This is a genomic window from Bacillus sp. BPN334 (genome assembly GCF_008368885.1).
Classification (GTDB): domain Bacteria; phylum Bacillota; class Bacilli; order Bacillales; family Bacillaceae_G; genus Bacillus_A; species Bacillus_A wiedmannii.
In genome coordinates this window covers 26,278-50,360 of sequence record NZ_QOZW01000004.1, presented here as the reverse complement: position 1 = coordinate 50,360, position 24,083 = coordinate 26,278, and the positions used below count along the sequence as shown (strand labels likewise).

The window sequence follows — 24,083 nt, the reverse complement described above, 5'->3', positions numbered from 1 at the left end:
GTTATAAAAATTATTATACTTAAAAAATAGTTGTAATAAAAAATCCCTGAAGCATAATTGCTTCAGGGATTAATAGATTATAAGTTTATGCTTTTGTCATACCTAACAATACAGCGCCGCCGATAATTAAAACACTACCTAGTGCAATAAAGATCAATTGACGTTTTGTTTTCTTTTCACCTAAGAAGACAATCGCACCGAATGTTGAGATAACGATTCCAGTTTGAGATAATGGGAAGCTTGTTGCTACTCCGACACGTGGTAATGAAAGAAGTAAGAATAAGTTTCCAGTTCCCCATAGTAAACCAGATAAAGCATTACGGATTGCATATTTGTTAAATGGTTTATGTTTAGATGTCAATACAACCGCACCGACAAACATACCAACTGCTTGTGGTAAAATAGCAGACCAACCATCGATATTATACCAACGAATAATAATTACATATACAAGGTAACCGAAAGTAGAAACAATTAAAGTAAGAAGTCCTTTTTTCAATTGTCCTGGTGGCTGTGCATTTTCTTTGTCATCTAGTGATGTGAATACAACACCAACTACGATTAATAGGATTGCAATCGTTCCCAGAACAATCGTTGTTGTAGTAGTCCACTCACGGAAAGCGATAACTCCAAAGATAGAAGTTGCAACAAGTTGCATACCAGTAGAAATTGTTACGGTAGTTGAAACACCTAGTTTTTCAACTGTTTTTAATTGGTTTACTTGTCCTAAAGCCCAGAATAAACCTGAAATAAAACCAACAATCAAGACTGTCATTGTTAAAGCTGGTTGAGTAAATACATACATAATTGTTGCGAAGAATAGAGCACCGATTGTCATACCTACCGTTTGGCTATATGCACCACCACCCATTTTTACGCTTACTAATAAGATGTTTCCCCATGCAATTGCAGGAAGAAGCGCTAATAAAATGTCCATTACAAGACTCCCTTCGATTTCCTATACCAATATAATTACATATCGTTCTAACGATCGGTAATGCCCCACTAATAGAGTAGAAGATTACCGATCGCTAAAACAGGATGAAGAATTCACGATATAAATGCGTTTTCATTTCTTCATTTTTTGAAACACCTCCATATAATAACAGGAAATTGCCTATTTTAGAAAGTGAATTCAAATAAAATGTATATTTTAATAAAATATAAAATTCAGTTATTTCCCATTGGTATATTTTATTTCCTAAGAAATAATGAAGCAGCTTCGACAAAAGCTGCTTTAAGGGTTAGTAATTCTTTTATTAATAAGCTGAATACATAGCAGAAATAGGAGTGACATACTAATAGTGATAACTACTAGTGTCCAAGCGAGTTGCATATTACTTGCATCAATCGCCATATAAATTGCAGTTGGGATTGTCTGTGTTTTACCAGGAATATTTCCAGCAAACATGAGCGTAGCACCAAATTCCCCTAGTGCACGAACAAAGCTTAAAATCATTCCGCTTAGTAAGGCCGGAAATGCAAGCGGAAGTGTGACGTGTAGAAAAACTTGATATTCACTTGCACCAAGATCACGAGCGCTTTCTTCAATTTGTACATTTGCGATAGAAAATCCTGTTTTTGCTGATTGGTACATAAGCGGAAATGCAACAACTGTAGAAGCAATGATCGCAGCAGTAGATGTGAACATAATAGACTGCTGAAATATTGATTCTACCCACGTTCCAATGGGACTATTATTTCCAAAAATGATAATGAGAAAAAAGCCGATTACGGTTGGCGGAAGTACCATTGGTAATAAGAAAATAGTTTCTAATATTACTTTATATCTCCATGAGGAGCGTGCTAGCGCTCGTCCGATTATCGTTCCTAAAATTGTAACGATAATGGTGGCGCATGCAGCTACTCGTAAAGATAGAAAGATCGGTGACAAAATGGCATCAAAGCTCATGGCAATTATGATAGGACTGTAAATCCATATTTCTTAAAGATAGATTGTGCATCTTTTGACTGCAAATACTCATAAAATGAAGTCGCCTCTTTCTTATGCTTAGATTCCTTTATAACACCTAAAGGATAGTGGATTGGCTCATGCGAAGTCGCTGCTGCTGTCTCGCCAATCTTTACTTTGTTTGAAATAAGAGCATCGGTTTTGTATACAATACCAGCATCAACATTACCTGTTTCTACATATGTTAACACTTGGCGAACATCTTTTGTAAATACGATTTTATTTTGAATGTCATTCCATAGATTTTCATGTGTGAGAGAAGCCTTTGCGTATTTTCCCGCAGGTACTGATTCAGGTGTACCAAGTGCGATTTTCTTAATTTTTTCATCTTTTAAATCTTGAATTTTTGTAAGAGAACTATCTTTTGGGACAACTAGAACGAGTTCATTTCCAAGAAGATTTTTCCCTTCTTTTTCATTAATAAATCCTTTTTTAACAAGGGTTTGAAATTTATCTTCGGCTGCTGAGAAGAATAAATCAGCAGGCGCGCCTTGTTCAATTTGTTGTTGAAGTGCACCAGAAGCACCGAAGTTAAAAGAAAGTTTAATATTAGGTTCTTTTTCTTTATATTTTGTTTCAATTTCTTTTAGTGCATCTTGTAAGCTTGCAGCAGCTGATATAGTAAGTTCAACTGCTTTTCCTTCTTTAGCAGTTGATTTTTCTTTCTTTTCGCCGCTTGTACATGCAGCACTAAATATAAGAAGAAAAGAAAGTATAAGTGCTCCGATGGATCGTAATGTAAACTTGTTCATAAAAAAATCCCCTTTCGTTTTGACATATTTAATTATAACTAATTATAACTAGATATAACTAGTTATAATTGAATATAATTTGAACGATATAGTTGTTTTTTAATATAGGAGAAATATTCTTTTCTTTGTTACAATGAAGAAAGAAAGTGAGGAATCGTCTATGGATCATCATTCCTACACAACGGAAGAAGTAGCGAAGCGATTAAAAGTATCAAAATTAACTGTATACGATCTAATTAAAAAAGGGGAACTGCCTTCTTATAGAATCGGTAGACAGATGCGCATTGATGCAACGGATTTAGAACAATATATAAAGCAAATGAAAACAGGGAAAATAAAGGGAACTCCTGTAAAGAGTGAAGATAGTAGGGGCTTGGATACATGTATTATTAGCGGACAAGAACTAACGTTAGATATGTTGGCAAAACGTATAGAAAATCGCTTGCCAAGTTCAAATGTATTAAGGGCATATCAAGGTAGTTTAACGAGTTTAGTAAAGATGTATCAAGGAGAAGGAAGTATCGTTAGTCTGCATTTGTTTGATGGCGAAACGGGTACATATAATGTTCCGTATGTAAAACGTATTTTAGTTGGACAACCATGTACGATGATTAATTTATTAGCAAGGAACGTTGGGTTTTATGTGCAAAAGGGAAATCCAAAAAATATAAAAACATGGGCTGATTTATCTCAATCATCTATACGATTTGTAAATCGAGAAAAAGGTTCTGGCATTAGGGTGTTAGTGGATGAACAATTGCACATTCAAAAATTAAATAAAGAGCGTATTAGTGGATATGAATGGGAAGAGTCGAATCATCTTGGTGTTGCCACGCAAGTCGCAAATGGAAAAGCTGACGTAGGAGTAGGGTCAGAAAAGTTTTCACAGATTGTAAACGTAGACTTTATTCCAATCATGAAAGAACAGTATGATTTAGTGATTTTGAAGAATAAAGAAAATGAAGAGCTGATCGAAGTTGTGAAAGATATTCTGCAATCGGAAGAATTTCGTAATGAATTAAAAGCGATTGGCGGATACGATATGACGAAAACAGGTCAAATTATATATGAAATAAACTAAAAAGCTGCTTGTCTATAAGACAAGCAGCTTTTTCTATATATAAAGGGGTTTGGGGAAACAAAGTATTAAACAAGACTTTGAGCAAGTGTATAAATGAAGGCCGTAAGAAGAGTAGCTCCACTTGCAAGTCCGATAAAGTCTGATTTGTTGAAAGTAATGTTGTTCATTATAATCTCTCCTTATTTGTTTAATGTAGTTGCAACGGCTTTTGCATCGACAAGTGCGGATAGCACCATGCCCATTGTATTTAAAAATTTGTTTAATTTCATTTTGTTCATCATGCGTATCCGCTCCTTTTCGAATTGTTGTTGCCCTGCTTTATGTCTTAATTATAGGAAATATGATTGCCTGCAACTATCGAATTAGCTTACGGGAGACTTACATTTTTGTAAGAAAAAAAGACATTCATGTAAGAATGTCCGTTAAAGCATATTGATATGATGATGCTCTTCAATTGTTTTTAAAAAGCTGCGCATTGAATTTGTCATGTAGCTATCTTTACGGCGTATGAAAACCGTTGAAATACTACCGTATTTTTCAGGAATTGCATGACAATGTACCTTACCTGCTTTAGAAAGATGATGGACAGCAGACTGTGGTACGAGTGTAATTCCAAGGCCGAGTGCAACACTGTTTAATATTGTCTCTAATATATTAAATTCCATAATTCTTTTTGGGAGCAAACCTTCATCTTTAAGCCATCGTTCTAGTTTGGAACGGTATCCACATCCGTGGTTAAAAACGAGTAGGGGCGTTGTTGTAAATTCTTCTATATGAAAAGCTTTATTTTGTGTTACAAGCATTAATTTTTCTGTACTAACATCGTATTGTTCAATTAGTGGATGTTTAATAGGCCCTGATATAAAGGCGCCATCTAATTGATGATCAAGTACTTCTCTAATCAATGCTTCTGTTAGACCCGCTTGTAATGATAAATCGACATTCGGATAGCGTTTATAGTAAGAAGATAAAATGGTAGGTAATGTACTTACTGTTTCGACTGTACCGATTTTTAATATGCCAGAGGGAGTTTCACTATCTAAAAATACTTGTTTTAGCTCGTCAACATCTTGCAAAATTTTATTAACATAAACGAGCATTTTTCTTCCTTCAGCTGTTAAAGTCATGCCTCGTTTATGACGATAAAAGAGCGGTGTTTTTAGCTCGTTTTCCAGTTGTTTAATACGAGCAGTTACATTTGATTGTACGTAGTTTAATTCCTTTGCTGCACCGCTTACACTACCGCGGTCGGCAACGCTTTGGAAGATTTGTAAGTCTCTTAATTCCATAGTATGATCCTCCTTGATGTTAACTATCATTATAAATGATAGTTAACATCATTTTGAATCATTTTACGTGATATATTTTTTCTTTTACAATTCTCTTTGTGCAAATAGAAAGAAGTGGGGGAATTGTGTTGAGAAAAGGTCAAATGATAGTAGGGGCTTTAGCATGTTTAATTGCAAGTATGTCATGGGGGGCGATGTTTCCGGTTGCTGATCATGCGCTAGAATACATAGATCCATTTTATTTTTCGCTTATTCGCTATGGAGCGGTGGCGATCGTACTGATTGTATTGTTGTTAATGAAAGAAGGAAAGCAGGCATTTCGTTTAGAGGGAAGAGGAAAGTTACTCGTCTTTTTCGGAACGATGGCGTTTACTGTATATAATGTACTTATATTTTTAGGTCAAATGTTAATGGGGAAATCAGGCGTGATGGTTGCTTCTATTATGGAAGCACTGATGCCGATGATTTCTATTTGTATTCTATGGGGATATAAGCATGTAAAACCGAAAAAGTATATGATAACGAGCATGATGATTGCTTTTGTAGGAGCTGTATTCGTTATTACGAAAGGTGATATGAGTTTCTTTTTAACATTGAAAGATAACATGTTTTCGCTGGCCTTTATATTTGTTGGTGTTGTAGGTTGGGTTATTTATACGATGGGTGGTCAAACATGTAGCGATTGGTCAACATTACGTTATTCTACGTTGACGTGTGTATTTGGTACGACTGTCACAGCGATTATAACTGTCATCATTACATCGTTTGGATACGTATCGGTTCCGAGTATGGGAACGATTTCTATCGTGAAATATGATTTATTGTTTATGATGACATTACCAGGTATCGTAGCGTTACTTGCTTGGAACTATGGTGTGAAAATTTTATCGTCCATTAATGGGATTTTATTTATTAATTTTGTACCAATCACGACTTTAGTTATTATGATGATGCAAGGATATCGAATAACAATGTTTGATATTATAGGGACTTTACTTGTTATTGCATCACTTATTCGCAATAACGTTTGTCAGAGAAAAGAAGAAAATATAAACAAGCGAATTTTACAAGAAGAGCAATTACGTCAAGCTGTTTAATAGGCAATTGGAGGATTTCACATGTTAGAAAGTTTATTGTTTTTCTTCGCCGTCGGAGTTGCCTGCGAGCTTGCAGCAATTAACCGAAATGGTCGTAAAAAGATAAAACAACAAGCTGAGCTGATACAGCTTTTAAAAGAATTAAAAGAAAGAAAAATGTAAAAAGACGACCGGGCATAGACGGTCGTCTTTTTCTATATAAAGGGGAAAGGGGACACAAAGTTATACAAGCGTAGCAGCGTAAATAAAAGCAGTAAGAAGAAGAGAGCCGCTAGCTAATCCTAAAAAATCTAATTTGTTAAAAGTGATGTTATTCATGATGCATTCTCCTTACTTGTTTAATGTAGAAGCAACAGCTTTTGCGTCGATTAGAGCGGAAAATACCATGCCCATTGTATTTAAGAAATTGTTCGTTTTCATTTTGTTCATCATATTGATCCGCTCCTTTTCGAATAGTTGTTGTTTCTTTCTGACTTAATTGTATGAAATATTTTGGGAAGTAACTATCGAATTAGCTTACAAGAAAATTACACTTTTGTAAGAATTGAAATGTAACAATTAATACTTAAATTTATTACCAACTCCTAAAACTTAGTGTTATAATCGTTGTAAGAGAATGATTATAATTCGGATGTTCAGAAAGGAACGAAACAAATGTATAAACCAATTACATTTTTGTTGAAATATATATTTAAAACAGCTGGGAAAGTAGAAGTGCAAGGAAGAGAAAAGTTACCAGAAGGCGGCCCGTATGTTGTTGCGTGTACACATACAAGTTTTATGGATGTATTAATGTTAGCTACAGGGATGTATCCGACCCAAATTCATTACATGGCCAAAAAAGAATTATTTGAAGGGAAATTCAAAAATTGGTTCTTTAAAAATGTAAATGCATTCCCTGTAGATCGTGCGAATCCAGGACCGAGTACACTTAAAATTCCGTCACGCCTATTAAAAGAAGGGAAAGTAGTAGGGATCTTCCCGAGTGGTACGAGATCAACAGAAGACGTGTCATTAAAAGCTGGGGCTGTTACGATTGCACTGCGTTCTAATGTCCCGTTAGTACCGGCAGCTTATGTTGGTCCATCAAGTGTAAAAGAATTAATAAAAGGGAAAAAGGCACAATTAATTTTTGGCGACCCAATTCAAATTGATGCTGAAGAACAAATCGATCGAAAAACAGCTATGAAAATGATGACAGATCAATTAAATGAGAAGTTTGAGGAGCTAAAGGAAACTTTGCAATCAAATCAAAAATAAGAAAAGACGACCGGGCATAGACGGTCGTCTTTTCTATTACTATTTATAATAAAGGGGAAAGGGGACACAAAAGTTATACAAGCGTAGCGGCGTAAATAAAAGCAGTAAGAAGAACTGATCCGCTAGCTAGTCCTAAAAAATCTAATTTGTTAAAAGTGATATTGTTCATAATGAATTCTCCTTACTTGTTTAATGTGGAAGCAACAGCTTTAGCATCGATTAGAACGGAAAATACCATGCCCATTGTATTTGAAAAATTGTTTGATTTTATTTTGTTCATCATATGAATCCGCTCCTTTTCGAATAATTGTTGCCCTGTTTCTGACTTAATTGTATGAAAAAAAGCGGAGAGTAACTATCGAATTAGCTTACAGGAAAATTACACTTTTGTAAGAAAAACGAATGGAGATGTAATAATGAGAAGGTTTGACATATGTTCATGGAATTCATTAAGTTAAAAGTAGAGGTGAGTGTATGGCTAATATTAAAGATATTGCAAAAATGGCGGGAGTTTCAGTTACGACTGTTTCGAGAGTATTGAATGATCATCCGTATGTAAGTGAAGAAAAAAGGAAAGCGGTTATGGAGATAGTTGAGAAGTTGAATTACTCACAAAACGCAAATGCCGTTCATTTATCAAAAGGGAAAACGAATATTGTTGGTGTAATTTTACCGTATATTAATCATCCATGTTTTGATGCGATGGTGGGCGGGATGATGGAGGTGGCGTTAGCCCATAATTACAGAGTGCTACTTTGCCAAACGAATTATAATAAAAAAGAAGAAATGAAAAGTTTACATATGTTAAAAACAAAACAATTGGATGGCCTTATTATTTGTTCTCGTGCGAATGATTGGGAAACGATAGAGCCGTATGCTTCCTATGGGACAATCGTTGCTTGTGAAGATAATGATATTTCAAATATCTCAAGTGTATATACGAATCATTCGGCAGCTTTTCAATTAGGAATGGATTATTTGATTGAGAAAAGTTATAAAAAAATTGGTTATTGTACGGGAAGGAAATTAGGTCCGAGTAGTCAAAAACGTTTTGATGTTTATAAACAGCAATTGCAATCTATAGATGAAGAAGTGAAGGAAGAATGGATTTTCACAGAATGTTTTACATTAGAAGATGGTGTGAAAGTGGCTCATACATTAAAGGGGATGCAGCATCTTCCTGAAGCATTAATAGTAGCAGGAGATGAAGTAGCGATTGGGGTTATGACAGAAGCTGAAAAATTAGGTATTCAAGTTCCTGAGGATTTAGCGATTATTGGCTTTGATAATCAACCTATTTCGCAAGTGTTACAACTTACAACCATTGATCAAAATTTAAAGGAAATAGGTAAAAAGGCCTTTGAAATGTTTTACAGGCAAATACGTGATGAAAGTTCTAAACAAGAAAAGGTGGAAATTCCATATGAACTTGTGGAACGCTCTACCGTTTAGCTTCAATCCGTTATGTGTAAATCACATAACGGATTGTTTTTTTTGAAATATCTTTGACAGGAAACGCGTTTCATACTTTATAAAGGAGTTACACCGGTCTGTAATAATCCATGGATTCTTTTCAAAATAGTATTTGGAGGGATATGCATGAATGAACTTTTATTGAGTATGAAAAAGTATATAGAAGATGATGAAAAGGTTTTGGCTTTTGTCGTAGGGATATTTGAGAAGGATAATTTTACGCTATCGTATCAACATGGGATTTTTGCTGCTACTACTAGACGTCTTCTCTTTTATGGGAAATTTCCATACTATCCTGCAACATTTAAAGATTATTCATATTTGCATATAGATAGCATAGATTTTCGTCCGCATTTCGAATGTACTTGTAGTCATGAAACCATTCGAGCTAAGTATATTCAGAAGGGGAATGTGGAGCGATTTGTCCGTACAGTTAGAGCGAATATGAATAATTAATCACCCCTTTGTTTAAACATAATATCCCGATCTTTAAGAGTAAAAATGCGCAATAAAAACAACTTCTAAACCTCTAGGAGATAGTGATACAATGTCAAATGGGGGGAGGTATGAACTATGGTTAATCAACGTATAAAGGAAATAACACTAATTACAATTGGTTCATTATTATTCGCAATTGGTATTAATTACTTTGCAATTCCAAACCGTTTATCAGAGGGTGGAATTATTGGTGTAACGGTTGTTACGTACTATTTATTTGATTGGTCGCCGGGGATTGTGAACTTTGCTATAAATGCAATTTTACTAGTTATTGGTTATAAATTTTTTGATAAAAAAACGATGGTTTATACAATTTTAGGGATTGTAGAAACATCCTTGTTTTTATATGTTACGGAACATATTGAGTATCATGTAAATAGTGATACGTTATTAGCGGCTCTATTCGCTGGCTTATTTGTCGGTGTCGGATTAGGCTGTATGTTCAAAGCTGGAGGTACATCAGGAGGATCAGCAATTTTAGCTCAGTTAGCAAATCAATATTTAGGGTGGAGCGTTGGTAAAGGCGTACTTATTATTGATATTGTTGTAATTGCTGGTTCAGTATTTATCATAGGACAAGAAAAAGCAATGTACACACTTGTTGCAGTATTTATCGGAGCGAAAGTGATTGATTTCATTGTAGAAGGAATGGATACAAAAACAGCTGTTACAATCATCTCAAATCAACCAGATTTAATACGTGAAACTATTACGAAAAACATGACACGCGGTGTCACTGTATTAGAAGGACGCGGCGGATATACTGGTAAAAATAAAGAAGTGTTATATGTTGTTATAAATAAACAAGAGCTTGTTAAGTTAAAGCAAGTTATTAGTCGAGTAGATGAAGATGCTTTCGTTGTTATTCATGATGTACGTGATGTACTTGGCGGTGGCTTTAAAGCGAGCTAAAAGGTGAACGAGTAAATTCGTTCACCTTTTTTAATTCTTACAAAAATGTAAGTGTAATGTAATGAGATTCAATAGTAGATTTTATTCCTTCTTTTTAAAATGGATGTATATATATCCTGCAGAGGAGGAAGATTGATTATGAAGAAAAAAATGATCACTACTATAATAGCGATGATAGTGATAGTAGTAATGTTACTGCCTACGAAACTTGGACCAGTTATCGATAAATATAATCCACTTTATAAGACGAAAGAATACTATACGGTCGTGAATACAATTGGTCAGCATATTGGTGATGAGTGGTATGAATATGAATTTATTGCATTTGACGAACGTGGAAGAGAACAAAAAATAAAGAAGACTGTTAAGCATATGTTAAAGAGAGATGAAGCGTTAAAGGTGTATGCAAAAGGACGCTACGGAGAGGCGATTGAAGAAATTGAAGCTGTAAATATTCCTATTAATGCGAAGAGTAAACTTTTAACGATGAGATAGCGGGTTATACCCCCGCCTATTTTTTGTCGAAAATAAAAATACTAGGTAGGGGTATTTTAGAGTTCATGAAAAAGCCTTAGTCCGTATGGACTAAGGCTCTTTTTATTATATAAAGGGGAAGGGGGTACATTGTAGTAGCATGAGTGAAAGGTATAAGAAGAGTAGCTACTAGCAATGTAATTTGGTTATGTGAGTGTTCTTCTTATTTGGCTTGCTTTCTAACTTTATTGTACGAGATATAGGTAAGAGAAACTATCGAATTACATTACACATAGCTTACAAACATGTAAGTCTTCTGTAATGTAATTCGATGGTTAAAAGATAGTGAATTTCATATAGTGTAATTAGAAAGTCTCACTGTATTACTTTCTGTTTGTAATATTAATGAAGAATGAAAAACCAACTACTTTTTAATAGCCCTCATCTTTATTTGGATGAGGCTCTTTTTATAAACCTTACAACATTGTAAGGTTTACGTAAGTTAATTCGATAGTAAATTTGTCATATTTTTTGCATAATAGATACAAATAGATAAAATAATTAGGGATATAGTAAGAAGGGAGAAAATTGGGATGCGTAAAGAAGAAGTAGTGAAGTTTCCAATTAAAGATTTCTGTAGCTACTTTACTGTTGCCGTAGTATGTATTGGATTATTTGATATCATAACAAACTTAATTGTTAAATAATATAGATGATAAAACAAGAAGGGGGATCCTTTCTTGTTTTTTTTTATGGGGGAATAAAGATGAAATGGATTGATAGTCATATACATGTTGATCAATATAAGGATGAAGAAAAAAGCAGGTTACTTAAAGATGTGGAAAATAGTGAAGAGATAAAGGGGCTTATTGCGGTATCTATGAATTATCAATCATGTAAAGAAACTTTATCTTTAGCAAAGCGATATCCTTTTGTACATCCAGCAATAGGTTTTCATCCGGAGCAACCGATTCATAAAGAAGAATGTGAGCAAATTTATAAATTAATTGAAGAGCATGTAGAAGACATAGTTGCGATTGGTGAAGTAGGCTTACCGTATTATTTAAGAAAAGAAGATGAGCGCATTACTATCGATTCATATATACCAGTGTTACAACGATTTGTTGAACTAGCTAGTAAATATGATTTACCCATTATATTGCATGCAGTGTATGAAGATGCTGATATTGTATGTGATTTACTGGAGAAATATAAAGTTTCACGTGCACACTTTCATTGGTTTAAAGGAAGTGAAACAACAATGAAACGGATGATGAGGAACGGTTATTATATTTCTATTACGCCAGATGTTTTACATAAGGAGAAAATTAGAAAAATTGTTTCGTATTATCCACTTGAATATATGATGGTAGAAACAGATGGACCGTGAAAATTTCAAGAGGATGTTATGACGCATCCGATAATGATTCGAGAGGTATTAAAGGAAATTAGTGTTATAAAAAACATATCTGTTGATAAGGTTGCGAAAACGATATATGAAAATACGATTCAATTTTACCCCGCATTAACGGGCAGTAAGACTCCCACCTCAAAATTCGACGAATGCGGAGGCGTTAGGTGGGAAATCAACTGCCCGTAAAAACCCGATTGGTGAGGGCTGATAATCAGTGGGGGATGGACAAAACCACCACTGATTAAAGTTTCACTTTATTTGAAAGGATAGGAGCGTTACTCTTGTCCTTTTTATTATGAATAATTTTTCTAATATTTTCTATAATTTATGAAAATAATCAATGGGTTATTAATAACATGCCACGTTTTGGTTTTATATTAGGATTCTAATTTTTTTGCACGTCTTAATAATAAAAGAAAGACAATGATGAAGAAACCAAGTATAAGGAAGAACCCATATTGTTTTACATAATCCATTACGTCACTTACGCTTGTTGGTTTTTCAACGTGAATGCCGTCTTTATTAGTAGTAATATGAATATCTTGCATTTTCACTTCATTTGCTTCTTTTTGTAAATCAATCCATTCTATATTTGGAATGCTTTCTAGATCCTTTAATACTTCTTTTAATGGTTTCACACCTAAGTAAGGATGATAGAATGCACCAATAACTCCATCGGATAATTTAGCAACAGATACAGCATTAGCTTTCATCTTTGCAATAGCTTGTGGCTTATCTTCTTCAATAAAGCCAACTGTTTCAGGCATTAATTTCATTCCATGTAAGAAGGATGGTGTGCTTCTGTATGCTGGAGAGTGCATGGATTTCCAAGTTGTATCACTTAACTGTAGTTGTCCTACATAAGTTGAAAAGTACTTTGATAATATTTCATATCCTTTTTGAGACATCGTGTAATGGGGTGCTTCAAAAGCGACAGGATACAGTTTGGCATCTACAAGTTCTTGAATGCCTTTTTCAATATGCTCAGTCGTATATTTTTCTTCAAACTCTTCCCCTTTTTTTACATATGCATTATATGCTTCGATATTAGGAAAGTCATCTTTTGTTTTTGGTTTTTCATGCTTCGGTTGACGAATTGGTTGATCTGTTTTTACGTCCCAAAATTCAAAACCTTCCCCAGTTTCACTGTCATAAAATTGGTGCGTATAACCATGCATAATAATTGCTGCACCATCATCTTGCATAGAGCGTAAAAGATCGACTAGTTCGGGTTTATCTTTTAAATGCAGTGTTTTACCTGTATCTGGATCTGTATATACAGGAATAACGGTAATCATGTAGGGAATCTTTTTCTCTTTTAGTAATTCAGCAATTTCTTTTAATTGATTTGTATCTGCGGCTGGATGAACATCCTCAAGGCGTAAATAAGTCTCTACTTTATTTGTCGTTGGCTTTTGACCAAAGTAAGAAAATAACATTTCGCCGACATAATGAGACATCCAGTTAAAGAGATTTGACGTTGCAACGTAATAAGATGTTTCGTGCCGAACGATTAGTGGGCTTTTGCTATTTGAGCTTAAAGCGTTAGCAAGAACAGTTCCGTTTGTATCAAAAGATTGAACCAATCGTTCCTCTTCTAAAGTGTTTTTTAGTTTATTACTTGGATATTCGATTTTATTAACTCGTATATCATCAGCCTTTAGGGTAATGAAAGAAAAGCGATTAGATAATTGTTCAACATTTTGTCCTAAAACTAATACTGGACCTGAGAAATTTTCTAGAAGTTGCTTTGTTTCAATAGGAAACTCCTCTTTTTGTTCACCGATATAAACAATATGTGTATAAGAAGATGAATTAGTAATTTCATTAACCCTTTTTAAACTTTTCGTAGTTATATCGTTTGTAAAATGTCCTAATTGGGTATTAAGGATTTGAATATTATTTGTAATTTTATCGTCTTGTGTACTGTATAAAACAAGTACTTTTGGTTTTGACGGTGTTTGTGCAGAGGTGTGGATAGGGATAAGTAGTAAAACGCTGAACAAGAGTATTATGCACTTTTTCATTTGGTCTGCTCCTATTCTATATGTAGAGTTCAATTTACAATTATATACAAAAAACACGTTGTAGTCTATGAAAGTTACATTTTTGTACGTATTTACCAGCTGTTTTTTCACAAAATCGGTCTAAAGCATGATGATAATATATATAGTTATTTGCTATGATAAAAGAGTAAGAGAATGATAGAATGTGGGTAATTGTAAAGGGAAGAAGGCTGAAAGGGGACAAATTTCAGCGGAGAAAGAGGTAGTGGTAGTGAAGAAATTCTTTGTAGGATTTTTAGTTGTTCTTGGGGTGTATTTATATTTCCAAGGAAAGTCTGAAGGAATGGGCAAGTTAGTGAATGAGACAAGCTATGTTGACTCAGAAGAAGCAAAACAGATGAAACAAATTATTATAGAGGAAGCAAAGAAAGTCAATCTTCCAGAATGGATACCTCTTACAATTGCCGAACATGAAAGCCGGTTAAATCCAAGAAGTGTTGGAGATAACGGAACTTCATTCGGATTGTTTCAATTGCACCGTGGCGGTGGCCTTGCACCAGATCATTTAACTGATGAAGAGTTGAAAGATCCGCGCATAAATGCGCAAATTGCAATGCCGCATTTAATGAAAGGATATAAGCGTGGGGTGCAAAAAGGTTTGACTGATTTTGCATTACTAAAATATGTAGCAAATACATCTGGATGGCCAGGGAATTTAGGGCCGGAGTGGACGGATAATAATATGAAGTATAACGTCGGGTTAGAAGATGTGTACTATCGAAATAAAGGTGTAATTAAAGAGTAGGTTTTTGAGACCTACTCTATTTTTTTGTGGATAATCGCGTCGTTTTGTTTTGTGAAATACTCCGCTAGTTGTATTTTCACTTCTTCTAGTTTTGTGGAAACTTGTGGTATTTTATATCCTACATATAACGGTGAAACGACAAATCTAGGAACAACTTTACAAATGATTTTTCCGTTTGTGTGATAGAAGAATAAGTTATAACTACTACATCCTTTATGGAAATCTGTCAGTATGTAACGTACAGTTTGCTGAATATAATTTGCCAGTTCATCTATGCATTCAACATCTTCAATGATGATATTAAATTCAGTAAAACCGATAATAGGGCGATCTGAAATATTGAGTTCAATGCGTTCGTTTTTTTGTACAATGACTCCTCGGAAGTTTTCCTGTTCTACGTTACCGAGATAGTCTACATATTTCATTCCGATAATCTGCATGTGTGCATGATGCAAACTTCCGCCGGAGAATGGACCATGATTTTTATATAAAATCACAGATGTGAATTCTTCATTCTTCTGCAAATCTAACCAATGTTTAATGGAAAAACGAATTAGCGATTTCATATGTTCTTCTGTATATGTCGCAATATGTTCTTCACAATTATCTGTTTCGATTAGCACCGTTTGAAATGTATCTTTTAATGTAGGAAATTTGTTTTTTAGCCAAATAATTGATCCTTCAGTTGCTAAAATATCCGTTAAATTTTCTCTGTCACAAAAAGGACATGCCGCGCTTCTATTCCGGATGCTTTCTGGTTTTTGTTTGCCGATATCGTTTAAAAAGTATAGTTGTTGTGTATCCATTTGTATATATGCCCCTTTAAAATATGTGTAAAAATCCCGCTTAATACATTCGGGAAAAGGAGAAGGAAATCCTTTAAAAGGAATGGGAAAAATAAAAGACAAGATATCCTCATTAAGATAGGGTACCTTGTCTTTTATTTTTTCTTTAATAATGTGTATGGATAATATAGATCATTTTTATTGTGCTTCTTTTTTCTATTTTTTATTGTGTATAAGGCAATTGCTGAACTTGCGATTACAATAATGGCTTTCTTCATATTCATTTACCCCTTTTTTATTGTTGGTTTAATTCTTGGCTAACTGCTTTTGCATCAACTAGAGCGTGTAAAATCATTTTTACCATGTTCATCATATTCCTTCACTCCTTTTTATAGTTCGTTTAGTTCTTTTACAACTGCTTGTCCGTTCACTAATACTTCAAAGATTGCTTTCACAATTTCTTTCATCATGATTGTTTCCTCCTTTTGTTGTCTCTCTTGTTTACATCTTTATTGTATAGGGAGGCATCTTTCCGTACTATCGCTTTCCATTACGTGAACATAACAGTTTTGTAAGATTTGATGTCACTTATTGAAATGTTTAGTCTATCTTCATTATTTTCAGAAAAATGACTATTCAAACATGAAATGGGAAAGTATAATAAAGAAGTAAGTATTAAATTCCGTACGAAAGAGGTGAATGAGATGAAACGTTCTTTAGCTGCACGTGCCAAATTTTTAGATTATATCTATTTTTGTCGTGCGATTTTTCATGATGTAGTTGTTAACGGGATACGTCTGTCCTTTTTTAACAACTGCATAGTAGCTATTGAACGATAGAAATCTCTTCACCCATTTTTAATAAACGTGTGAAAAGGGAGCTATTTGGCTTCCTTTTTCTATGTCGAAAACCATGGGGAATGTTTCTTTCCCATGGTTTTTTATATTGAAAGGAGTACGGAAAATGACAATTTGTAGTGTAAATAATGTAACGAAATCTTTTGGTGGAAACATCATATTTGAAAATATATCGCTTGAAATAAAGAATGGTGAACGTGTTGGATTAGTTGGTCGTAACGGTAGTGGGAAGACAACAATCTTTCAGCTTCTAACTGGAATGGAAAGTTTAGATGCAGGAGCCATTCATATGAAGAAAGGTACACGTATTGGTCATGTGGCACAAATTCCGAAATTTGATGAGGGTATGACTGTATATGATGTATTGAGTTCGGCTTTTAAAGCTGAAAAGGAATTAGAAAGAGAAATGCGTACTTTAGAAAAAAATATGGCGGAAGAACAGGAAACGTTTGCTTTACAAAAATTAATGGAGAGATACGGAGTAATCCAAGAAAAATTTGCGTTTCTCGGTGGTTATGAAATAGAAGCGAATATGATGAAGGTAGCAAATGGTCTACAGGTGATAGAACTATTTCCTCGATCATTTCTGGAGTTAAGTGGTGGGGAACAAACAAAAGTAAGCCTTGCGTACATGCTATTGCAGAAACCAGATTTACTTCTATTAGATGAACCAACTAATCATTTAGATTTATTCGCCGTAGAATGGCTAGAGCAATTTTTAAAAGAATACAATGGAACGGTTATGGTCATTTCACATGATCGCTATTTTCTTGATGAAGTTGTAACGAAGATTTTTGATTTAGAAGATGGAGAGATTCACGTGTATCATACGAACTATTCTCAGTTTGTTGAGGAAAAGGAAGAACGGTTGCTTCAGGAGTTTCAGGCTTATCAAGAACAGCAAAAGAAAATAAAGAAAATGAAAGAAGCAATTAAGCGACTACGTGAATGGGCAAATCAGGCGAATCCTCCGAATGAAGGATTGCATAAGAGAGCGAGAAGTATGGAACGTGCACTGGAACGTATAGAGAAACTAAAGAAACCTATTTTAGAACGAAAACAAATGGGACTTCAGTTTGAAGGGCAAGAGAGAAGTGGGAAAGATGTTGTTGTAATGAAAGAAGTGAGTAAAGGGTTTGCTGACCACCCTTTATTTAACGAAGCGAATTTACATGTTCGTTTTCAAGAGCGTGCGGCGATCGTTGGTCGTAATGGTACAGGAAAGACAACGCTACTAAAGTTATTATTAGAAGAAATAGAGCCAGACGTTGGAGAAATCCGGATTGGTAGTAGTGTGAAAATCGGTTATTTATCACAACATGCGTACGGAAATATGAAGAGTAGTGTATTAGAGGCTTTCAGGGAATATGTAGCTGTAACAGAGGGAGAAGCGAGACATATATTAGCTAAGTTTTTATTTTATGGTCCAGCGGTGTTTAAGAAAGTAACGCAACTGAGCGGTGGAGAAAAAATGAGGTTAAGACTTGCGCAACTTATGTATCAAGATATCAATTTTTTAATTTTAGATGAGCCGACAAACCATCTCGACATTGAATCAAGGGAAGTTTTAGAGGAAGCTCTTGAGCAATATAATGGAACGATTTTAGCTGTTTCACATGATCGTTATTTTTTAAATAAGTTATTTGAAAAGACGTATTGGATTGATGAGCATAAATTATTTGAGTTTGCAGGGAACTACGCATGGGCTCGTCAAAAGTGGGAAGAAAAGCTCGAGAAACAAGTAATAAAGCAGCAACGCCAAGGAAGAAAAAGTATGGAAACAGCTCCTGTAAAAAAGAAAGAAGTTAGGAATGTTGAGGATATTGAAACGGAGTTAATGCATGTAGAAGAGGATATATATATGCTTGAGTGTAAGATGGAACATGTAGTTGATGTTGAAATGCTTGAACAATTGTATGAAGAAAAAACGAAGAAAGAGTTGTTACGAGCGGAGTTATATAATGAGTTAGAGAATATTGTGGAGTAAAAAGTAGAAAGCGAATCCTTTCAGCTTTGCTGAAAGGATTCGCTTTTTTTATACTGATATTTTACTTTAAGAGAAAAATAAAAATTGTGTTTCACGTGAAACAGTAAATTTGATACATCTTTGTTCCGTAATTTACATAGATTGTAAAACATAAATGATATTAGGGATTTTTTGGATCGGTTACTTATTTCCCGAGACATAAGTATGTGAAACGGCGGATCAGGATTGAAAATAAAAAAGCAGAGTTACAGCTTTACGCGCTGAACTCTGCTTTCTTTTTGTGTCGTATCTTCCCTTGTTGAAATGATAATGGCGATCCCGAGCATAATAAAAAAAGCTAAAAAGAGGACGAACTTTGGGAAGAATGGGAATAGTAATAGAGCCCCGACTATCATAATTGTTAATAATACGTAGTGCAGGACGTATTGGAATAGGTTGTCCATGTTTTCGCCCCCTTTTTGGTAATTGGTTATTAGTATTCTATGTTTCATACTGAACGAATAGAATTGAATTTTTAATTTTTTAATACGAAATAAAAGAGAACGATTGACATGTTTAAAGGAAAGGAATAATCTTGAAATTAATTCATACTATTTTTATAGGAAAAATAAAGATAGTTACAGGGAGGAGGCCTATGTTCCTGCATCGATAAAAATTAGGAAGGTAAAGGTGAGAGGGCAATGAAAAATGCTTTTAAAGGAGCACTTGCTACATTTCTTAGTGTGTCAGTATTACTAGCCGGATGTGGTCAAGAGGAAGCAAGTACAAATGAAGCCGGGAACGTACTAAAAGTAAAAGATGAATTTATTAAGGCGAGCGACAAATCAAAAAGTCCTACAAAAGTAAATGAAAGAAAAGATATTTTTGTAGTTGGAATGCCGATCCCTGGAGGGATATTCCTTCCGCACTTTATGGAGAATGGATGGGATGGTAATATAACGCAAGCTATCTTTGCGCCTCTCGTTGGACTGGGTAAGGAAGGGAAACCAATTCCCATTTTGGCGAAGAAGTGGGATATTTCGGAGGATCAGCTTACATATACATTCCATTTGAAAGATGATTTGAAGTTTAGTGATGGTACACCGTTAACTGCGGAGGATGTAGCATTTACATTAACGTTATTACATGATCCAACTTATAGTGGTGCGACTGATATAAGCCAAACAGCAATAAAAGGTGGGCAAGCATATAAAGAAGGAAAAGCGAATTCTATTGAGGGGATTCAAGTCATTGATCCGAAAACAATTACGATTACGACTGAAAAGGTAAATGCTCAAACGCTATCATTAATCGGTGGAGAAGTTATATCTAAAGCGTATTACGGGAAAGAGTATAAACAAGGACACTTGGAGTATTTAAAAGAGTTGTATGGGAAGCCGGTGGGAGCAGGAGCTTATAAGTTAGATAAATATATTCCTGGTCAAGAGGTTCGATTTGTAGCAAATGAAAATTATTTTGAAGGAAAACCGAAGATTGAGCACTTTATTTATAAAATTACAAAGGGTGATACGAAGTTACAACAATTTCAAGCAGGAGAAGTAGATTATGATGGTTTTACGACAAACGTGGAGACCATTGAGCAATTAAAAGATTTAGGTTTTGCTAATATTAATGTGTATACAGGAAGCTCTTATGGCTACATTAAAATGAATTATAAGAAGCCATACTTTAAAGATAAACGTGTCCGCCAAGCATTTATTTACGGATTAGAGCGTCAAAAGGTTATTGATACGTATTTCCAAGGATATGCGTCACTCGTTAATGTACCGATTACGCCAGTTTCATGGGCGTATACAGAAGAGGGCATTAATAAATATGAGTATAATTTAGAGAAGGCGAAGAAATTACTGGATGAGGCTGGATGGAAAGCAGGTTCGGATGGAATTCGTGAAAAAGATGGACAAAAATTGAAAGTAAGTTATTTTGCCTCATCAGCAAGTAAAATAAATGATGTAATGATTCCTGTGATGAAAGAAGATTATAAAAAGTTGGGTGTAGAGTTTAACCCAGAATATATGGACTTTAATACGATGATTTCAAAAGTGATAAAAGGTGATTATGATTTAGCAATGGTATCTACGCCAATGATTGATGATCCGAGCGGAACGATTGAAGAGTTTGTTTCAACAAGTAAACGAAATTATGATGGATATTATAATCCGAAAGTAGATGAATTAGCTAAGCAAGCATTAGAAACGTTGGATATTGAAAAACGAAAAGAAATTTATAAAAAGTTATATCAAGAGTTAAGTGAAGACCCGCCTGTAATCTTCTTGAATAATAGCAAAGTGGTGTCTGCACATCATGCACGAATTCAAGGATTACAAGAAGATAACTATAACGGTATTTTATTAAGTTTACCTAAATTAAAGATAGAATAATAATTTTTAAAAAATTCTCAAAATATTTATTTAGAAAGAATTGACAAAATATAACGGACGATATAAGCTAATAACCATAAAGTCTACCGGAAAGGTCGGAATAGGATTGTTACCCCTCAAAAACATCTATTTTTTACGATTAAAACCGACTTTTCCGATTGGCTATAAATATGCTGTGGGAGGCATACATAAGCTAATAAGTTCGAAGGGTATAACTATTAAACAGTTAGGGGTGGGGACAATGAAGAAAAAGACAAAAAAATGGGCTGGTGTATTTTCGGTATTACTGAGTAGTTCGCTTGTGTTATCTGCTTGTGGGGGACAGGAAGATACGGCTTCTACAGAACCGGTAAAAAAGCAGGATTTAAAAGACGCTAAGATTGAATCAATTCCAGCTACAGATAAAAAGAAAAGTCCAGAGAAAGCAAATCAGCGAAAAGATACTTTTATTACAGCCATTTCTAAGCCAGGGGGAGTTTTCCTTCCGTATTTTCAAGATAATGGTTGGGATGGAAATGTAACGTCTGTTATTTTTGCGTCACTGGTAACAACAGACAAACAAAGTAAACCTATTCCGGACCTTGCAGAAAAATGGGATATTTCTGCTGACCAGTTAACATATACATTCCATTTACGTAAAAATTTAAAATTTAGTGATGGTTCGTCTTTAACAGCGGATGACGTAGCATTTACATTAACACTACTTCATGATAAAGCGTATGAAGGTGGATTGGATATTGCTCAGTATGCTGTTAAAGGCGGGAAAGAATATAAAGAAGGAAAAGCAACTTCTATTGAAGGAATTCAAGTTGTTGATCCACAGACAATTAAAATTACAACTGAAAAAGTTAATTCACAGGCGCTAACGAATTTAGGTGGCCCAGTGCTATCAAAAGCTTATTATGGAAAAGATTATAAACAAAATACAAGTTTAGACTATTTAAAAGCATTATATGGGCAACCAATTGCAGCGGGTCCATATAAATTTGAAAAATATGTTCCAGGTCAAGAAGTACGCTTTGTTGCTAACGAAAATTATTATGCAGGTAAACCAAAAATCAAAAACTTTATTTATAAAATCACATCAGGTGATACTGGATTCCAATTATTCCAAACAGGTGAACTGGACTATAGTGGATTTAGAGCAAATCCTGAGAATATAGACCAATTAAAAGGATTAGAGTTTGCAAATATTAATCTTGAATCATCAAGTGATATTGCTTATATCTATGTAAATAATAAGAAATCGTATTTGAAAGATAAAAAGGTACGCCAAGCACTTACTTATGGATTAGACCGTAAGAAGTATGTGGATACAGCTTTACAAGGATATGGCTCTGTTGCTAACGTACCAATTGCGCCAGTTTCATGGGCATATACAGAAGAAGGTATTAATAAATATCCACACGACGTAGAAAAGGCTAAAAAATTATTGGATGAGGCTGGTTGGAAAGTAGGTTCTGACGGGGTTCGTGAAAAAGATGGTCAAAAATTAAAATTAACATACTACGCATCAAATACAGGTAAAACAAATGATATCTTTATTCCGATTGCAAAAGAAAGTTACAAAGAAATTGGTGTTGAATTAAATCCAGAATTGATGGACTTTAATACGATGCTTTCAAAAGTAGGAAAAGGTGACTACGATTTAGCAGCAGTTTCAACACCAGGAATTAGTGATCCAAGTGAAGTTGTAAGTGAGTACTTATCAACTAATCCAAAAAGTGATACGGGTTATAATAATCCGAAAGTAGATGATTTGATTGTAAAAGGTATAGGAACGACAGATATTGAAAAACGTAAAGCGATTTATAAAGAGCTGTATAAAGAGTTAAGTGATGATCCACCAGTTATTTTATTAAACTATCGTAAACTACTTTATGCTCATAATGCACGTATAAAAGGAATTGATCCAGAAAAGTACGATAGCATTAGTTCCAATTTACCAGTGTTATCTATTGAACAATAAGGGTTGACCTAAATAATAGAAGACGTTTTTTCACACAGCAATGGAATGGTAGCTGTTTTGAAAAAATGTTCTTCTATTTTTAAGTAAATAGGATTGGGGAGACAAAAGGTGAAAACATATATCATTCGTAGGTTCCTTCAAATGATCCCTACATTGTTTGGTACATCTATTATTATTTTTTTCTTATTTGCACTTTTGCCGGGAGATTATATTGATTCAAATCCAAAGTTAACACCAGAGAGAGCCCAAGAATTAAGGGAATTATACGGCTTAAATAAACCAATTATTGAAAGGTATTTTCATTGGTTAGGGAATGCTTTGCATGGTGATTTTGGATTTTCTTTACAGTATCAAGAACCTGTAACTTCATTACTTAATAAATTTATTTGGAATACATTTATCGTTGCTGTTGCCGCTTTATTTTTCACTTGGATTATCGCTCTTATTATTGGGGTTATTTCTGCAACAAAGCAGCACTCTTGGTTTGATAGATTGGTAACAATCGGTGTCTTTGCAGCAATGTCATTTCCATCATTCTTTATAGGACTATTTTTAATTAAATTATTAGCAGTTGATTTAAAATTACTACCTATTGGTGGCATGATTGATATTGGGAGTAACTCAACAGGGATAGCATACATATTAGAAGTATTACGTCATATGATTCTACCTGTATTTATTTTAACGCTTCTTGGTGTAGGATCATTAACACGATATTTTAGAACCAGCATGTTGGATGTTGTTAGGCAAGATTACATTCGTACTGCTCGTGCAAAAGGCTTAAAAGAAAGAACCGTTATTTATAAACATGCATTGAAAAATGCAATTTTACCAGCAATTACATTACTCGCTTTTGAATTACCAGGTTTATTTTCAGGGGCTATTATTATTGAACAGATTTTTAACTGGCCAGGGATTGGGAGTGTTCAATTAGAAGCATTAAACTTCCGTGATTATACGGTATTAATGGCTTTTACGATGTTTCTTTCGTGTTTAACAATTATGGCTAATTTCTTAGCAGATATTGTATATGCGTTTGTTGATCCAAGAATTCGATTGAAGTAAGGGGGG

The 24,083-nt window shown here is 34.4% G+C and carries 25 protein-coding genes and 1 pseudogene; 15 read left to right on the top strand and 11 right to left on the bottom strand.

Features of this window, described 5'->3' with window-relative positions; translation table 11 throughout:
• Positions 1-85 precede the first annotated feature (85 nt).
• The 3 genes from DN393_RS03940 to modA form a co-directional block, all read right to left on the bottom strand.
• Entirely contained in the window at positions 86-937 is an 852-nt protein-coding gene (locus DN393_RS03940; RefSeq protein ID WP_000353549.1) for a GRP family sugar transporter, read from the bottom strand.
• Between the two features lie 300 nt (positions 938-1,237).
• Complete coding sequence (modB, locus tag DN393_RS03930; RefSeq protein ID WP_046956647.1) at positions 1,238-1,912, bottom strand: molybdate ABC transporter permease subunit; 675 nt, start codon at positions 1,910-1,912, stop codon at positions 1,238-1,240.
• 5 nt (positions 1,913-1,917) lie between these two features.
• Positions 1,918-2,724, bottom strand: coding sequence for a molybdate ABC transporter substrate-binding protein (gene modA, locus DN393_RS03925; RefSeq protein WP_098110821.1), 807 nt, complete (start codon positions 2,722-2,724; stop codon positions 1,918-1,920).
• A gap of 133 nt (positions 2,725-2,857) precedes the next feature.
• Here modA and DN393_RS03920 point away from each other — a divergent pair, with 133 nt between their 5' ends.
• On the top strand, positions 2,858-3,805 hold the full coding sequence (locus DN393_RS03920) for a helix-turn-helix transcriptional regulator (RefSeq protein WP_098110820.1): 948 nt from the start codon (positions 2,858-2,860) through the stop codon (positions 3,803-3,805).
• Positions 3,806-3,870: 65 nt separating this feature from the next.
• On the opposite strand, the gene DN393_RS03915 is transcribed toward DN393_RS03920, so the two are convergent.
• Both DN393_RS03915 and DN393_RS03910 read right to left on the bottom strand, forming a co-directional pair.
• Positions 3,871-3,972 carry a DUF3948 family protein gene (locus tag DN393_RS03915; protein WP_001060020.1) on the bottom strand — a complete coding sequence of 34 codons (102 nt, stop codon included), beginning with the start codon at positions 3,970-3,972 and terminating at the stop codon, positions 3,871-3,873.
• Positions 3,973-4,227: 255 nt separating this feature from the next.
• Positions 4,228-5,094, bottom strand: a complete 867-nt coding sequence (locus tag DN393_RS03910) for a LysR family transcriptional regulator (protein WP_064474392.1) — start codon at positions 5,092-5,094, stop codon at positions 4,228-4,230.
• Between the two features lie 128 nt (positions 5,095-5,222).
• Here DN393_RS03910 and DN393_RS03905 point away from each other — a divergent pair, with 128 nt between their 5' ends.
• Both DN393_RS03905 and DN393_RS03900 read left to right on the top strand, forming a co-directional pair.
• Entirely contained in the window at positions 5,223-6,191 is a 969-nt protein-coding gene (locus tag DN393_RS03905) for a DMT family transporter (RefSeq protein WP_064474391.1), read from the top strand.
• Between the two features lie 21 nt (positions 6,192-6,212).
• Positions 6,213-6,353 carry a YrzO family protein gene (locus tag DN393_RS03900; protein WP_000894064.1) on the top strand — a complete coding sequence of 47 codons (141 nt, stop codon included), beginning with the start codon at positions 6,213-6,215 and terminating at the stop codon, positions 6,351-6,353.
• Positions 6,354-6,413: 60 nt separating this feature from the next.
• On the opposite strand, the gene DN393_RS03895 is transcribed toward DN393_RS03900, so the two are convergent.
• Positions 6,414-6,509, bottom strand: a complete 96-nt coding sequence (locus tag DN393_RS03895) for a DUF3948 family protein (protein ID WP_001060007.1) — start codon at positions 6,507-6,509, stop codon at positions 6,414-6,416.
• Between the two features lie 336 nt (positions 6,510-6,845).
• On the opposite strand from DN393_RS03895, the gene DN393_RS03890 reads away from it, so the two are divergent.
• The gene (locus tag DN393_RS03890; RefSeq protein WP_000277789.1) at positions 6,846-7,451 is read left to right on the top strand and encodes a lysophospholipid acyltransferase family protein; all 606 of its coding nucleotides are present in this window, start codon (positions 6,846-6,848) and stop codon (positions 7,449-7,451) included.
• 73 nt (positions 7,452-7,524) lie between these two features.
• On the opposite strand, the gene DN393_RS03885 is transcribed toward DN393_RS03890, so the two are convergent.
• On the bottom strand, positions 7,525-7,620 hold the full coding sequence (locus DN393_RS03885) for a DUF3948 family protein (RefSeq protein WP_001060010.1): 96 nt from the start codon (positions 7,618-7,620) through the stop codon (positions 7,525-7,527).
• A 305-nt stretch (positions 7,621-7,925) separates the two neighbouring features.
• On the opposite strand from DN393_RS03885, the gene DN393_RS03880 reads away from it, so the two are divergent.
• From DN393_RS03880 to DN393_RS03860, 5 genes and pseudogenes are all read left to right on the top strand, one after another.
• Positions 7,926-8,903, top strand: coding sequence for a LacI family DNA-binding transcriptional regulator (locus tag DN393_RS03880; RefSeq protein ID WP_098110819.1), 978 nt, complete (start codon positions 7,926-7,928; stop codon positions 8,901-8,903).
• 147 nt (positions 8,904-9,050) lie between these two features.
• Entirely contained in the window at positions 9,051-9,380 is a 330-nt protein-coding gene (locus DN393_RS03875; RefSeq protein ID WP_064474389.1) for a PH domain-containing protein, read from the top strand.
• 117 nt (positions 9,381-9,497) lie between these two features.
• Entirely contained in the window at positions 9,498-10,334 is an 837-nt protein-coding gene (locus DN393_RS03870) for a YitT family protein (protein ID WP_064474388.1), read from the top strand.
• A gap of 138 nt (positions 10,335-10,472) precedes the next feature.
• Complete coding sequence (locus tag DN393_RS03865; RefSeq protein WP_048563001.1) at positions 10,473-10,829, top strand: YxeA family protein; 357 nt, start codon at positions 10,473-10,475, stop codon at positions 10,827-10,829.
• 745 nt (positions 10,830-11,574) lie between these two features.
• Positions 11,575-12,408, top strand: a pseudogene (locus tag DN393_RS03860) (TatD family hydrolase).
• 191 nt (positions 12,409-12,599) lie between these two features.
• Here DN393_RS03860 and DN393_RS03855 read toward each other — a convergent pair.
• A complete protein-coding gene (locus DN393_RS03855) occupies positions 12,600-14,249 on the bottom strand; it encodes a DUF2334 domain-containing protein (RefSeq protein WP_064474387.1) in 1,650 nt (549 codons plus the stop codon).
• 250 nt (positions 14,250-14,499) lie between these two features.
• Here DN393_RS03855 and DN393_RS03850 point away from each other — a divergent pair, with 250 nt between their 5' ends.
• The gene (locus DN393_RS03850) at positions 14,500-15,033 is read left to right on the top strand and encodes a transglycosylase SLT domain-containing protein (protein ID WP_064474425.1); all 534 of its coding nucleotides are present in this window, start codon (positions 14,500-14,502) and stop codon (positions 15,031-15,033) included.
• 11 nt (positions 15,034-15,044) lie between these two features.
• Here the strand turns inward: DN393_RS03850 and DN393_RS03845 are convergent, their stop codons facing one another.
• Both DN393_RS03845 and DN393_RS03840 read right to left on the bottom strand, forming a co-directional pair.
• The gene (locus tag DN393_RS03845) at positions 15,045-15,839 is read right to left on the bottom strand and encodes a DUF4931 domain-containing protein (RefSeq protein WP_064474386.1); all 795 of its coding nucleotides are present in this window, start codon (positions 15,837-15,839) and stop codon (positions 15,045-15,047) included.
• A gap of 134 nt (positions 15,840-15,973) precedes the next feature.
• Positions 15,974-16,102, bottom strand: coding sequence for a hypothetical protein (locus tag DN393_RS03840; RefSeq protein WP_064474385.1), 129 nt, complete (start codon positions 16,100-16,102; stop codon positions 15,974-15,976).
• A 420-nt stretch (positions 16,103-16,522) separates the two neighbouring features.
• Here DN393_RS03840 and DN393_RS31385 point away from each other — a divergent pair, with 420 nt between their 5' ends.
• Together DN393_RS31385 and abc-f are read left to right on the top strand one after the other, a co-directional pair.
• Positions 16,523-16,657 (top strand): RAxF-45 family protein, encoded by a 135-nt coding sequence (locus tag DN393_RS31385; RefSeq protein ID WP_046956655.1) that lies wholly within the window; start codon positions 16,523-16,525, stop codon positions 16,655-16,657.
• 124 nt (positions 16,658-16,781) lie between these two features.
• Positions 16,782-18,662 carry a ribosomal protection-like ABC-F family protein gene (gene abc-f, locus DN393_RS03835; protein WP_149173327.1) on the top strand — a complete coding sequence of 627 codons (1,881 nt, stop codon included), beginning with the start codon at positions 16,782-16,784 and terminating at the stop codon, positions 18,660-18,662.
• A 245-nt stretch (positions 18,663-18,907) separates the two neighbouring features.
• On the opposite strand, the gene DN393_RS03830 is transcribed toward abc-f, so the two are convergent.
• Positions 18,908-19,105: a hypothetical protein gene (locus DN393_RS03830; RefSeq protein ID WP_000369259.1), complete on the bottom strand. Its 198-nt coding sequence runs from the start codon at positions 19,103-19,105 to the stop codon at positions 18,908-18,910.
• A gap of 237 nt (positions 19,106-19,342) precedes the next feature.
• Between DN393_RS03830 and DN393_RS03825 the strand changes: the two genes are divergently transcribed.
• The 3 genes from DN393_RS03825 (at position 19,343) to DN393_RS03815 (ending at position 24,077) form a co-directional block, all read left to right on the top strand.
• Positions 19,343-21,043: an ABC transporter substrate-binding protein gene (locus DN393_RS03825; RefSeq protein WP_149173326.1), complete on the top strand. Its 1,701-nt coding sequence runs from the start codon at positions 19,343-19,345 to the stop codon at positions 21,041-21,043.
• A 241-nt stretch (positions 21,044-21,284) separates the two neighbouring features.
• Complete coding sequence (locus tag DN393_RS03820) at positions 21,285-23,012, top strand: ABC transporter substrate-binding protein (RefSeq protein WP_064474382.1); 1,728 nt, start codon at positions 21,285-21,287, stop codon at positions 23,010-23,012.
• A gap of 108 nt (positions 23,013-23,120) precedes the next feature.
• Complete coding sequence (locus tag DN393_RS03815; protein ID WP_149173325.1) at positions 23,121-24,077, top strand: ABC transporter permease; 957 nt, start codon at positions 23,121-23,123, stop codon at positions 24,075-24,077.
• Positions 24,078-24,083 lie beyond the last annotated feature (6 nt).

Bases quoted from the DNA above. Each gene is read 5' to 3' on its own strand.
- DN393_RS03940 (WP_000353549.1), bottom strand. From the start codon at position 937: ATGGACATTTTATTAGCGCTTCTTCCTGCAATTGCATGGGGAAACATC.
- modB (WP_046956647.1), bottom strand. From the start codon at position 1,912: ATGAGCTTTGATGCCATTTTGTCACCGATCTTTCTATCTTTACGAGTA.
- modA (WP_098110821.1), bottom strand. From the start codon at position 2,724: ATGAACAAGTTTACATTACGATCCATCGGAGCACTTATACTTTCTTTT.
- DN393_RS03920 (WP_098110820.1), top strand. From the start codon at position 2,858: ATGAAGAAAGAAAGTGAGGAATCGTCTATGGATCATCATTCCTACACA.
- DN393_RS03915 (WP_001060020.1), bottom strand. From the start codon at position 3,972: ATGAACAACATTACTTTCAACAAATCAGACTTTATCGGACTTGCAAGT.
- DN393_RS03910 (WP_064474392.1), bottom strand. From the start codon at position 5,094: ATGGAATTAAGAGACTTACAAATCTTCCAAAGCGTTGCCGACCGCGGT.
- DN393_RS03900 (WP_000894064.1), top strand. From the start codon at position 6,213: ATGTTAGAAAGTTTATTGTTTTTCTTCGCCGTCGGAGTTGCCTGCGAG.
- DN393_RS03895 (WP_001060007.1), bottom strand. From the start codon at position 6,509: ATGAATAACATCACTTTTAACAAATTAGATTTTTTAGGATTAGCTAGC.
- DN393_RS03890 (WP_000277789.1), top strand. From the start codon at position 6,846: ATGTATAAACCAATTACATTTTTGTTGAAATATATATTTAAAACAGCT.
- DN393_RS03885 (WP_001060010.1), bottom strand. From the start codon at position 7,620: ATGAACAATATCACTTTTAACAAATTAGATTTTTTAGGACTAGCTAGC.
- DN393_RS03880 (WP_098110819.1), top strand. From the start codon at position 7,926: ATGGCTAATATTAAAGATATTGCAAAAATGGCGGGAGTTTCAGTTACG.
- DN393_RS03875 (WP_064474389.1), top strand. From the start codon at position 9,051: ATGAATGAACTTTTATTGAGTATGAAAAAGTATATAGAAGATGATGAA.
- DN393_RS03870 (WP_064474388.1), top strand. From the start codon at position 9,498: ATGGTTAATCAACGTATAAAGGAAATAACACTAATTACAATTGGTTCA.
- DN393_RS03865 (WP_048563001.1), top strand. From the start codon at position 10,473: ATGAAGAAAAAAATGATCACTACTATAATAGCGATGATAGTGATAGTA.
- DN393_RS03855 (WP_064474387.1), bottom strand. From the start codon at position 14,249: ATGAAAAAGTGCATAATACTCTTGTTCAGCGTTTTACTACTTATCCCT.
- DN393_RS03845 (WP_064474386.1), bottom strand. From the start codon at position 15,839: ATGGATACACAACAACTATACTTTTTAAACGATATCGGCAAACAAAAA.
- DN393_RS03840 (WP_064474385.1), bottom strand. From the start codon at position 16,102: ATGAATATGAAGAAAGCCATTATTGTAATCGCAAGTTCAGCAATTGCC.
- DN393_RS31385 (WP_046956655.1), top strand. From the start codon at position 16,523: ATGAAACGTTCTTTAGCTGCACGTGCCAAATTTTTAGATTATATCTAT.
- abc-f (WP_149173327.1), top strand. From the start codon at position 16,782: ATGACAATTTGTAGTGTAAATAATGTAACGAAATCTTTTGGTGGAAAC.
- DN393_RS03830 (WP_000369259.1), bottom strand. From the start codon at position 19,105: ATGGACAACCTATTCCAATACGTCCTGCACTACGTATTATTAACAATT.
- DN393_RS03825 (WP_149173326.1), top strand. From the start codon at position 19,343: ATGAAAAATGCTTTTAAAGGAGCACTTGCTACATTTCTTAGTGTGTCA.
- DN393_RS03820 (WP_064474382.1), top strand. From the start codon at position 21,285: ATGAAGAAAAAGACAAAAAAATGGGCTGGTGTATTTTCGGTATTACTG.